General features: G+C 61.0%; 5 protein-coding genes and 1 tRNA gene. 2 read left to right on the top strand and 4 right to left on the bottom strand.

All coding sequences use genetic code 11. From position 1 onward, the window contains the following. The first annotated feature begins 195 nt into the window (after positions 1-195). Together B088_RS07335 and B088_RS07330 are read left to right on the top strand one after the other, a co-directional pair. Positions 196-1,941 (top strand): alpha-1,3-galactosidase-related protein, encoded by a 1,746-nt coding sequence (locus B088_RS07335; RefSeq protein WP_018107771.1) that lies wholly within the window; start codon positions 196-198, stop codon positions 1,939-1,941. A gap of 92 nt (positions 1,942-2,033) precedes the next feature. Further along, a tRNA-Met gene (locus tag B088_RS07330) sits at positions 2,034-2,105 on the top strand. A 58-nt stretch (positions 2,106-2,163) separates the two neighbouring features. Here B088_RS07330 and B088_RS07325 read toward each other — a convergent pair. From B088_RS07325 to B088_RS07310, 4 genes are read right to left on the bottom strand one after another with little or no spacing between them, the layout of a single operon-like run. Next, positions 2,164-3,414, bottom strand: coding sequence for a THUMP-like domain-containing protein (locus B088_RS07325; protein ID WP_245546736.1), 1,251 nt, complete (start codon positions 3,412-3,414; stop codon positions 2,164-2,166). Between the two features lie 34 nt (positions 3,415-3,448). Beyond that, on the bottom strand, positions 3,449-4,960 hold the full coding sequence (locus tag B088_RS07320; protein ID WP_018107769.1) for a sialidase family protein: 1,512 nt from the start codon (positions 4,958-4,960) through the stop codon (positions 3,449-3,451). Positions 4,961-4,982: 22 nt separating this feature from the next. After that, a complete protein-coding gene (gene tamL, locus B088_RS07315; protein ID WP_018107768.1) occupies positions 4,983-7,292 on the bottom strand; it encodes a translocation and assembly module lipoprotein TamL in 2,310 nt (769 codons plus the stop codon). Continuing rightward, on the bottom strand, positions 7,289-12,100 hold the full coding sequence (locus B088_RS07310) for a translocation/assembly module TamB domain-containing protein (protein WP_018107767.1): 4,812 nt from the start codon (positions 12,098-12,100) through the stop codon (positions 7,289-7,291). Before B088_RS07310 ends, tamL begins: the two co-directional genes overlap by 4 nt. Between the last annotated feature and the right edge of the window lie 405 nt (positions 12,101-12,505).

The following is a 12,505-nucleotide window of genomic DNA, read 5'->3' as shown; positions in this document are numbered from 1 at the left end:
GACCCGGGTCTAAAAAGCGGGCACCCCTGTCGGGGTGCATCGTTCACCACTCTTCACAATGAGTGGAGTGGCTCCTGTAACGCTCAAATGCGTCACCCCTGTGTCTCTTAGCTCTCCGCTGCATCGGGTCAGCTTTTTGTACTACTTTTGTGTGAAATGTGTATCGGGAGATGCCTCCCCATAGACCACCTTACCATGAAGATGATCCGAAATGTCGTATCTGCACTGGCACTGACGCTGCTGCTCCCACTCGGGCTGACTGCCGGGGTGGGCATCACCACCATCGAGGCGTCCAAGTATGGCGTCCTGCCGGGACGAACTCATGACAGCGGTCCCGGACTGACTGCCCTCCTGAGGGAGGCGAGAGCACTCTCGGAGCAGAGCGACAGCCTGGTGATACGCTTTGCGCCGGGGGAGTATGCGGTCCATGAGCGGTCGCTGCCCCGGGAGACGATCTTTATCTCCAATCACGACCACCACGAGGAGAGAGCGGTCGCACTCCTCCTCCGACAGCTTCGCCATACCCGCATAGAGGCGGAGGGGGTCACGCTCCTCGCCCACGGCCGTCTGCTGCCGGTGGTGGTGAGCGACTGTAGCGACCTGACCATCACCGGACTGACGACAGACTACCCCGAGCCGACGCTCTCTCAGCTGGAGATCCTCTCCATCGAGGGGGACGAGGTGGTGGCGCGGCTGCCGAGGGAGAGCCGCTTCAGGATCGATGAGGGGCGGAGAGTAGTTCTGCTGGGTGAGGGACAGGAGACTGCCGTCGGGTCGACGCTTCCCTTCTCCTCCGATGGGCATATGAAGCCGGGCCGGGCAGATGTCTCCTTTGACCCCCTATCGATCAGCCGCCTGGACGACCGTCGTCTGAGGATCAAGGGCTGGGCGGAGACCCCTTACCTGTCTGTCGGGGACCGGTATGCGCTAAGGAGCTGGGCTCGTCCCACCCCGGGGATCACGATCACCGACTCGGAGAGGATCAGCCTCCTGGGGGTGACGATCCACTTTGCTGACGGGATGGGGCTGGTGGCGCAGGACACGAGAGACATCACGCTGGACCACTTTGCCGTCAGGAGGCGAGAGGGGAGCGAGCGGTACTTCACGACGCAGGCGGATGCCACCCATTTCTCTAATTGTCGCGGAGAGATCCGCTCACAGTATGGGCTCTACGAGGGGATGGCAGACGATGCGATCAATGTCCACGGCGTCTATCTCCGGATCGACAGCCTCCTCTCGCCGACGAGGGTGCTTGCCACCTTTGCCCACCCACAGGCGCTCGGTCTCACCTGGGGCGCGGAGGGCGACTCTGTCCGGCTGATCGACCGGGAGACGCTGCTCCCACTGATGACCACCACGATCAGCCGGATCACCACCACCGACCTGGAGCATAAGGTGATCGAACTGGTCGACCCGATACCGGAGGAGGCCCCAGCGGAGATGGCGGTGGAGAATTACTCCGCCATGCCGTCGGTGCTCTTTGCACACAATACCGTCCGGGACAATCGCGCCAGGGGGGCGCTCTTCTCCACTCATCGGCGGGTGGTATGCCGGGACAACCTCTTTGACCACACCCACGGCAGTGCCATCCTCCTCTGCGGAGATGCCAATGGCTGGTACGAGAGCGGTCCCTGCGAGGAGGTGTGGATCACCGGCAATCACTTCGTCAATGCCCTCACGGCGCGGTACCAGTTTACCGAGGGCGTGATCTCGATCTTCCCCGTCCTGAGGCGCGTGGTGGAGGGACAGTACTACCACGGGCGAGTGGTGGTGGAGAGGAATACCTTCGACATCTCTCCCTCGCCGCTGCTCTATGCGCTCTCGGTCAGGGAGCTGATCTGGCGGGACAATCAGGTCCGCCCCACCGACGATCACACCCCTCTCTTCGACGACCCGGCCTCCCGCCTGATCAACGTCGGCCGCACCATCATTGCTCCTTAGTTACCCGTGTCCCCGGGGCTGGGGTGGGGGGATTTTTGGAGATGCGCTGAATATTTAGTACCTTTGCACTACAAAAGGGAGGAAAGATATATCGCGGGGTGGAGCAGTGGTAGCTCGCTGGGCTCATAACCCAGAGGTCGCAAGTTCGAATCCTGTCCCCGCAACTTTCTGGTAGTACGACTGTCTTATATAAGGCAGTCGTACTTCTTCTATGTCCCCCCCTCAGTCGTCTCTGGAGAGGATCAGGAGCTTACGGTCCCGCTCGCCCAGTGTGGTGGCGAGGAGGAAGTACCGGTCACTCTCATCGGTCCGGAGGCGTCCCCTGAGCTCCTCAGCAGTGAGCGGGAAGTGACGCGACATGACCGAGAGGGCGGGGTAGCGCTCGAGGAGGGACTTCAGCGCCATTCCCTTGAGGACAGACTTGCTGTATGGGATCTCCTCCAGCACCCTGTAGCTCTTGTAGAGTGGGTCGGGGATCGGTCGGGGAGATGTGTAGAGGTGGGTATTGGGCCCAAGGAGCCTGATGCCCTGCTCTGCAGCGATGAGGTGGTAGGCTCCGCTCTTCATCAGCACCGGTCGGGGGATATGGATGTAGCTCTCTATCTGAGTGGTATAGGGCGTCTCTGCGGTGAGCGAAGTGGGGAGGGGGTAGCTCCGGCTCGTCACCTCTCCCTGCCGGTCGACGATGGAGAGGTGGATCGTCACCGGTGAGGTCGCCGGCTGCATGGAGAGGTCGAGGAGCAGCTCCTTGACCTCGTCCCCGACCTGGAGGATGTGCAGATCCGTGCAGGTGGGCAGCTGCTCGAGCAGCCAGTGGATGTCCAGCATGGGGGAGAGCTTGAGGAGAAGGCGTCCGCCGTAGTCCAGCTCCTTCAGGCGTGAGAGGATCTGCAGAGGCGCGGGGGTGTAGTCCGCCATGCTGCTCAGCCGTCGACCGGGGTCCGCCATGTCCCGCCGTGCCGGATCGGCGTAGACAATCGTGATGCCATCAAGCAGAGTGTGATCGAGCCGTGCGAGAGCGTCCCCGCAGGTGACTGTCGCACGTCCCGGAGGCAGGAGGCGGGAGAGATTGTACTCCAGTGCCAGGGCCATCTCAGGCACTATCTCAAGGACCTCACTGTGCAGGGCGACACTAGCCATGGCGGCGGTATCGATCCCCAGCCCTCCGGTCATATCCAGGATGCGATCGGAGGGGGAGAGGAGCCGTTGCTTGTACTCAGCTGCCGGCTCACTGCTGCACTGCTCGAAATTGACCCGCCGTGGGATGTATCCCCCACACTCCAGGAAGTGGGGGATCTTCTTCGCCATCTTATCCAGAAGGGACACCTGCAGAGCCACTTGAGACCTGACCTGTGGGTCGAGGTCACTTCGCTCGAAGAGTATCCGATCGGGCGGGCGATCGGCCCACTGCCGACTGAGTGCGACCACGTGTCCGATCTCCTCAGGAGAGATCATACGGGACCCTTTCTCCATAGTCTCAAGCAGTGTCTGATCTCGAGAGGGCGACTTAGGGCTCTATGAGCGGGAGGTCCTGTAGGGCGATGGTGTAGAAGACGAGGGACATTTCCTCGTCTTCCTCAGCTATGTAGCCGATGGTGTGGTCGTCGATCATCATCGCCTCGGTGTAGGCACACCAGCCGGGCGTGAGGAGGATGCCGTCGTCCCAGCCCTTCTCCTCACTCCAGGTATAGAGTCGTCCGTTACGACGTCCGGGACCGGAGGGGAGGGTGTGCATCAGGCGCATGCCGTCGGCGGGAGAGGTGAGGAAGGGGGCGCCATTGCAGGCGACATCGTGCAGACCGGCGTAGCGATCTGTCTGCTCCCAGGTGATGCCACCGTCGTTGCTGACAGAGAATATCCGGTCGCCGCGGCGGGGATTTCGGATGCTCATCAGGAGTGAGCGGTCGGGCATGACGATCACCTTGGACTCATCGCCGCGGTCGTAGGCGGGCTCGGAGACCTGCCAGGTCTCTCCCATGTCGTCGCTGTAGACGAGACGGTTGTCGAAGGCGCGGCGCTCGGGGTCCCACATGGCAGCGACATACATGATGCGTCCGTAGCAGGCGGTGGCGCCATGTCCTGCGGCGATGAAGGAGGCGGAGTACTTCCGGCGATCCGGATCGGGGCAATTGGTTCCGTAGAGCTGCGGCTGCATGGTGCGCGGCTCGCTCCAGGTGCGACCGTCGTCGCTGCTCTCCATGACGTACTGCGGCATCGGCTTGTCCGCCGTGGAGCCCCAGAGGCCGGGACCTCCGATGAAGGTGATGATCAGCTTCTCTCCATGACGGGTCTCGACGATGCAGATGTCGCCATAGCCGGCTCCTCTGCCCTGTCCGCGGAGGATGATATCGGGATCGGACCAGGTCTTGCCATTGTCCTCACTTCGGCGCAGGATCAGGTCGATGTCCTCAGGGATGTCGGTCTGATTGTATTTTCTCCTGTCTGCCAGGGCGAGGAGGGTCCCCTTGGAGGTCTTGATGAGAGCCGGGATGCGGAAGTTGCGCGAGCCGGTGTCTCCGGGGACGAATAGGGGGGTGTAGGTGCGCCAGCGCTGACGGGAGATCTGCTCGCCCACCTGCTTGAGGGGATAGCTCCGGCCATTGATGGAGACGGAGACGATCTCGCCTCGGAGCTTGTCGGGGGAGTAGAGGGGATCCTCCGCCACGTCGGCGGTGAGATAGAGGACCCTCTTGTCCGTCGTGAGGCGGGCGCGACCCTTCTCTCCCAGCGGGATCGCTTCGTAAGAGACTCGACCCTTGTAGTCATCGAGGTCGCGAACCACGAGGCTGTCGCTGGCGAGTACTTCGCATCGCTCCACGAGTCGCTGAGTGCGGGGGTCGAGGCGGTAGGTGATGTCGACGCGACCGCTCCGGGGGAGGACGATGGCGGCGAGGGTTCGTCTCGTCTGGCCGCTCATGTAGCCGTGCCTGGAGCCGATCACGGTGACCGAGTCGGTCTGGGCATGGGCGAGCGAGCCGAGGAGGATCAGGGAGAGGGTATAGATGATCTTACGTGTCATGGAAGTGATTGTGTAAAAAGGATTAGAAGGGGTATCCGACGGCAAGATGAAGTGCCAGTGGTAGATTGTGCTTATCCCCCAGAGTATTGAAGTAATGTCCTCCGGACCGATCGGGGCTGTGGAGGGCGACACCGAGGTCTAGGCGGACCACCAGCATTGAGAGGTCATACCGCAGTCCCAGACCCGTGGAGAGAGCTACATCCTGTAGGAAGTGTCGGGTGCTGATGGTGGCATCGGGCTTGGAGGGATCCTCGCGGAGGAGCCAGATATTCCCCGCATCGACAAAGGTCGCCACCTCGAGGTCGCCGACCACCTTTGCCCTCAGCTCCATATTGGCCTCCAGTCGCAGGTCTCCCGTCCGGTCGAGGAAGGAGAGTGGCGAGGGTGTCAGCGGACTGTAGGCTCCGGGACCGAGGGTGCGGACATTGAATCCTCGTAGGCTATTGGCCCCTCCGGAGTAGAATTGCTCCGTATAGGGTGCGACGGTCTGATTGCCGTAGCTGTAGATGGCTCCCCCGTAAGCGCGCGTGGCAAGCGAGATGGCGGAGCTGATCTGATAGGCGTACCGCAGTTCGAGAGTCCCCTTGACAAACTGTGCGAAGCTCGCCCCTGCGAGGCGGTAGGGTCGAGGGGTGTCCTTGGGGTAGCAGAGGGAGAGCAGATTGCCCGCCTCCGAGACGTACGCCTCCAGGGAGAAGGTGTGACGTGAGAGGGGATCCCGCGTCTCGAAGCCAAATAGGTAAGACGCCTGTGGGATGAACTGATTGCGGAAGGAGAGCCCGAGGCCCGGATTGGCCGCCAGAGCCTCGTCGAAGGCTGCGGTCCGCCGGACGAGATGATTGTAAGAGACGCTGAGCGGCCGGACGGTGTGGCGCACCCCCCTGAAAGGCTCGAAGCGGTACTCCATGTCGTAGGCAAACTGCATCTGACGGTAGAAGCCACTACGGCTGAGGAGCGCGGCGGTGAGCCCGAGCTTACTGTACGCCGGATAGGTGAAGGGGCGGTAGTAGAGTCCCGGGATCAGCAGGCGAGGGAACTTTAGGTCTGTCGAGAGGAGGAAGAGGTAGCTATTGATGTCCCAGGCAGCTGACTCCCGGTTGCTCTTGCGGTACCCGGTCTGCCACTCATAATTCCCTTGCAATCGCATGGAGAGGGTCTCGCCGCCACGGAAGACATTTCTCTTATTGATCGATAGGGCAAGTCCCGGTCCGGTCTGATTATTTGACTTGAGCCTATAGGTCGCCTCTAACTCTGCGGCATAGGGCTTGTCCTCCATGGAGACCATCGAGATGTCGAGCAGGGAGAGGCTGTCTGCCGTGTGTCGTGGTGTGTAGGAGAAATTGGTGTAGGCAAAGGTCTCAAGCTCCGAGAGCGAAGTGATGGTGGCGGTCTGGTACCGCTCGTTGTAGACCTGACCGCCCTCGAGCCGAACTCGGGAGGCGAGGAAGCGGAGCTTCACCGGCGGCTGGTCATGGTAGCGGAAGAGGATCCCATCGTAGAGCGTGGAGTCGGTCAGGGCAGAGCGGTGGCGGTCGTAGAGGTCGTACGTCACCCGACCGACGCTCCAGACGCGGAGCGCATCCTGAGTGGTCTTGTCGGAGAGATCGACCCGGAGCTGCGCCTTACCCGGTACCGCCAGCGTATCCGCATCGTAGTGGATATCGCCGGGCTGGAAGTAGTAGTACCCTCTGTCCCTGAGAGCGGAGGCGATGCGCTGCCGCTCGCTCTCGAGACGCCACACGCTCAGCACGTCGCCCTTGTGGAGCAGCCGCGTGCTCGGGTCCTGCAGGTCGAGGGAGTCCGGCGTGACGATATGGACTCTGTAGTCGATGCTATCGAGACGAAGTGGCTCGCTCATGGTGATGTCATAACCCACCTTGGCGGTCACGGAGTCCTTGTCGTAGGTGATGTGCGGCACCACTGTGGATCCGAAGAATCCGTACTCCTCCAGCACCTGCTTCCCCACCTGAGCGCGGAGGGGAGGATTGACGGTGGAGAGGAGGATCGGCTCGCTGCCAAAGTTCTTGTACACCCATCGTCCCAGCGGATCGGTCGCACCGGCAAGGTTTCGCTGGATCCAGAAGGGGTAGGTGAAAGGCAGTCGAGCTCTCGACGATCCGAATAGCGAGCCATTGGGCTTATAGGAGAGGACACGAGTCACATCCCCCTTGGCGAGACGCATCTCCTCAATGTCGGGTGCGTTCTCGATCTTCACCTTCCCCATACCGGTGTAGAAGGTCTCCCCCTCGGGGATATACTTGGCGACCGAGCAGCCTGCCACCGTAAGCAGGAGGCTGATGAGTAGGATCGAGAGATAGTGCCTGTGTCTCATGGCTCGTCTTCGTTTTTTCTCAAGGGTAAAGGTCTCTCTATCTGGAGGCTGTCCGAGAGCGCCGGCGCTTCCTTGCGGAGCGAGGATCGGTCCTCTATGATCAGCGTCTCCGGCGAGGGGATGTCGGCATAGGCGGGTATGCTGTCGGTCGACCGTCCGAAGCGGAAGAGATCCCTCAGGGAGTCGAGCCTGCGGCGGAGGACGTACCCGACGCCGGTCTCGATCACCTCGCCCTCGAGGAAGTTCTCGTAATTCTTATTGTGGAAAAGGCGCAGATAGTGCGTCCCTGCCTGGTCGAGCCGGTACTCCATACTGACGTTGTCGATGAAGGACTGCTCCATCCCGGCCGCCGCTGCACCTGTCATCACCCGACCTCCGACGACGACGCGGATCCGGTCGTTGAAGAACCGCTTAGCGACCGAGTAGGTGTAGTCCGTCCTTTCGCCCGCAGCGGTCTGGTCGTTGGTGATACCGAAGTTGATATCCGCATGGAGCGACTCCCCGAGGAACGAATTGACCTGCGAGGTGAAGAGACCCGCAAGGGCATTATTCACCATAGCGTTACTATTCCCATTGCCCGGCGAACCGATGTTGCTACCGAAGAAATAGCCGGTCGTCAGGAGGATGATCGATTGCCGCGTCTGCTCCTCCTCGCTCAGTGTGGCAAGTCGATTGCGCAGAGCGAAGTCCTTCGGCGCCGTTGTCTCAAATCGTAGGTCGAGGTCATTGAGCGTATTCTCCGCGATGATGGAGACGTTGAAGTCCACCGGTCTCGCCTCCTCGCCCTGGAGGGAGACGCGCGAGGAGACCTTCGCCGTGGCGCGGAAGTCTATCGCCGGCTTCGTCAGGTCGCCCGACCAGGTGAGTCGGCTGCTGTCGTCGATGGTAAAGGTCCGGACGACGGGAGGGATCTCCATCACCACCTCACCATCCCTGATGTCGTAGGTTCCGGTAAGTCTCATCGGTCCGTAGGGGGACATGTCGAGATTGAGATCCCCTCCGCCGACGACGGAGACCTTGGTCTGCTCCTCGGGCGAGAGGATAGCGGTGAAGCGCGCCGCCGGGTCGACGTGCAGGTCGATGGCGAGCGTCATCCCGCTCTGAGAGATCGAGTCAAGACGGCTCGTCTGTGCCACGAAGAGGGTGTCGGAGAAGTCGGTAAAGGTGACCAGATCCTTGTACCCCGATCTGCCGGAGAGCTGGGACTTGGGCGTGCGGTAGGTGAAGTTGGTATTCCCCAGGATGCTGATCCTGCCCCTCGCCGTCAGATCACTCGGATGCCCGGAGACGTGGAGCCGGGTATCGGCATTGATCCGTCCGTAGAGCATCGTCGAGGAGGTCTCCTCGGAGTCGAGGAGTCTCAGATTGGAGCCGATGATATTAAGGTTGAGGGGGAAGGCATCCGCCAGTCCCACCTTGCCATTGACGATCAGCTGTCCGCCATTTGCCCCGAGGGCAAAGCGGCGGAAGAGCAGCTCCCCATCGACGATCGGCAGCCTCTGGTCCTCCACGCGGTAGCTCTCGTTGAGCGCCGGGACATACACCTCACCCTGATGGAATGCGATCTCGCCCCTGTAGGGGAGCGCCCGTACCGTACGGATGTCGCCGGTGGTGAGATAATTGGCGACCTCACCCGAGAGCTCTCCGTGAGCCTCTGCATACTGATCGGGGAGGAATGGATTGAGCATCTCGAGCGGCAGGTGATCTATCTGGAGGTCAAACCGCTTGTCGTCGCTTCCCTTGGGCAGGAAGGCAAGGAGATCCACCACCCGCTCCCGCTCGCCCAGGTCAGCCTCCGCCCGAATCATCTGTCCCCTCTTATCCGGCTCCGCAGATCCGCGGAGTGCCAGGTCTCCCACTCTCTTATCCTCATATATAAAGTCTCTCAGAGAGGCTCTGGCTGTGATGCTGGGCTGCCCTCCATCCGGCGTAATGTGTCGCACGTCCGCTGAGAGTACCCCCTCCAGATGGGGGATCACCGGGATGCCCTCCAGAGCAGATAGCTTGAGATCTCGGATCACACCCTGCAGCTCCTGTCTCCCCTCACCCGGGAGGTCCTTCAGGCTGATCACCGCTCCATCCTCGCTCCTTAGGTCGATGTCGGCCCGTATCTTACCCTTATCTGGGGGGATGATGAAGTAGTTCTCTGCCTTGGGGACAAAGGTGTTATACGCCAGCACGATCGGCGTCGGGGTGAAGCCGAAGATCAGCTCCCCGGACGGCTTATTGTACAGCTCCGCACCGAGCGTGAGGAAGTGCCGGTCCTCGTGATCCTGCCAGTCCAGCGCCACCTCGGAGCGGCGGATATTGGAGGAGAAGGAGAGGACGGCATTGAAGGGCAACTGATTGCGGAAGCGCTCCTTATGTGCCGTCAGCATCCCGTATACAAAGGCGGAGTCCTGCCTCAGGATCAGGTCGATATTGTCGACCCTGAAGGTATCGGCCTGGAAGTACTGCATCATCCCCTCACCTCTCAGCCCTTTCGCCGGATCCACCTGCAGCCCGAGATGAATCTCCCGCGCTCCTATGCGTTTCGCATCGAGGTAGTACCGTAGCGGATTATTTCGACCCATATCGATCTGAAGGTCGGCATCGGGGTAATGCTCGATCCAGCGACTCATATCCGGCCTCTCCGTCGTGTCCCGGAGTGCCGTCGAGACCACCTGAGAGAGGTCCTTCAGTCGTCGCTGAAACTCCTTTAGCCCATTCTTGGAGGCAAAGGCGAGACTCAGGTCGCCACTCTCCACACTCGCTCTGAGGAGGCTGTCGGTGGAGAGCGCTCGGACCACCGTCTCCTGCGGTCGCAGTACACCGTTGTCGAGCTGCAGGACGAAGTCCATCGTCCGTCCTTCGAAGTCGTAGAACTGATCCAGGTCAGACCTCAGGTAACTATTAAGATGGATCCGACCGCCCCGCACGACCGACTGCGGTAGTCCTAGCCGATCGGGGATGATGGTGTCGACGTACAGATTGACCGACCCATTGAGGTCATGCTTCTTGAGCAGAAGGTCCATCTGAGCCGTCGCCCGCAGCGATTCATTATCGCTGTCGAGTGCGGCAAAGAGCCTATTCTTATCGAGCCTCGTGAGGAGAACTAGGTCACGATAGGTCGCCCCCTTGTACTCCACGCTGTCGAGATTGAGGAAAACGTCTGCTGAGGTGCGCGCGGAGTAGAGGTCTGTCCCGTGTCCCTTGGCGTGGATCTGACCGTCGAGGCAACCAATGGAGTCAGAGGGGAGGAATGCTCCCACATCGAAGCGGACCGCCTCCACATCAGCAGAGTAGCTCTTGCTCCTCGGGCGGTAGTGCCCCACCGCAGTGAGATACCCCTCCGGGAGAGTGACACGGAGATCTACCTCTCCTCCATGAGGATCATAGCTCCCACTACCGACCAGGTCCATGCCATCGGGTATCTGCCAGCGGGGAGGCTTCTTTGACTTCATCAGCTGCGCCACCTGTCGCGAGAGATCCTTGCCGGAGCGCAGCTCGTAGTGCCCCTTCACCGTCATCGGCCCACCGCCGAGGAGCGATGTGGCTCTCGCCGAGGCATGGAGTCGGAGGAGAGAGGGCTCCTCGAGTCGGATCTCCGCATCGACACCTCTCTGCCAGTCCCCCGAGGCGGTGACGACGGTCCGGAGGGGGAGGTCAGGGAGGTCCCCTGCCATCGGGACGAAGCGCTCCAGCTCCGGAGCGCAGATGCGACCGGCAAGGCGAGCGGAGAGAGTCCCGACGCTATCAGGTCTCCAGCCGGTGAAGGGGAGATCCAGTTCGCCGCCGAGCTTACTCTGCGACAGCTCCAGCACCAGCTCCTCTACCCGAAGCCGCTCCCTATCCTTCGTCACCAGGCCGGAGAGCCGGTGGAGCTGCCAGCCATCGCCCGTGGAGAGCGAGACCTCCCTCAGCCGGGCAGTCAGATCGTCAGCGCCACCGTAGCGGATCGCCTCCCCCCTGATCGAAGTCCCCCAGGGTGAGGGAAGCATCTCCAGAGGGGCACCCACCTTATTTAGATCCGCCTGCAGATCCACCCGGTCCACTGTGTAGAGGGAGTCCGGCAGATCGACCAGTCCGCCGCTCACGAGCGCATCATATATATGTGCATCGATGATCAGGCTGTCGGGCGAGTCGGTGTAGGTGGCGGAGACATTGTTAAGCAACAGCTTGTCCCATCGGATCGTCGGCGGGGGAGACTTCGGCTCCTCCTTCTCTTTTTTCTCCTTAGGTAGGATCAGCACGTCCATATGCGTATCCGACAGTTCCACGGTGCCGAAGCTCATGTGGCTGAAGGAGGAGTCAAAGGATCCCCGATCCACCGCAAAGCGACTGATATGCCCTCTTAGGACCATGCTGTCACCCGGTGTGTGGTAGTCCAGCTGCGCACGCTCCAGAGCCACCCCACTCAGCGGCAGATCCCGGTGGCGGAGGTAGGCGATCGCATTCGTCTGCGCCGTCAGACGCTTGGCGTAGAGGACGGTATCACCATCGACAGTGAGTGCCTGAAGGCCCTCCAGGTAGAGCTTGCCGGGGAACCCGACGCTCAGCCGCTTGACCGACATGCGCAGCCCCGTAGACCGCTCCATCGTCACCAGGAGCTGATTGGCGATCCGAGTCTGGACCGACGGGATCATCAGCAGGGCGGTAAAGACCACAAGCACGAGGAGTAGGGCACCAACGATCCCGCCCAGCCAGATCAGTAGCCGAGCCCACCAGGAGCGCCTCCGCTTGGTGGAGTGCTCCCCGTCAGCCTCCCTCTCCTCGGAGGGATCGGTAGGGATATGTTCCGGGGCCTCGCCTGCCCGCTTATCCTGCATATATATAAAGGTGTCAGATGGTCAACAAAGTTACAAATTTATCTCACCCTTTCTCCCCTCCCTCCCCTCCCTCTCAGAGGTAACGCATTTGAGCATTGGGGTAATCATATACCTAGAGGGCTTATCCGAGACTTTTGCATAATACCCCATCTGCGGCGTCACTTTCGAGATTCGGGCTTGGTCATGTGCGTAAGCACACTCCCTTCGCCCTCACTCTCAGTTCCTTGCATCTGGGGTATTCTGCATAATCTCCACCGAAAAAGCGGTGCTTTTTCGGCGAAAGACCATTTTGAAAAGGTCTTTATCCGTGAGGCACCCGAAGGGTGCTCGCTCCATAGGCATCGGTCATCCGCGAAGCGGTGACCGATGTACAAAGACCCTTCCCTACCCCCAGGGGTGACGCAT

Origin of the sequence: Porphyromonas bennonis DSM 23058 = JCM 16335 (genome assembly GCF_000375645.1) — a bacterium.
Classification (GTDB): domain Bacteria; phylum Bacteroidota; class Bacteroidia; order Bacteroidales; family Porphyromonadaceae; genus Porphyromonas_A; species Porphyromonas_A bennonis.
Note: the sequence above shows the minus strand (reverse complement) of the source record. Positions and strands in the feature narration are given on the sequence as shown.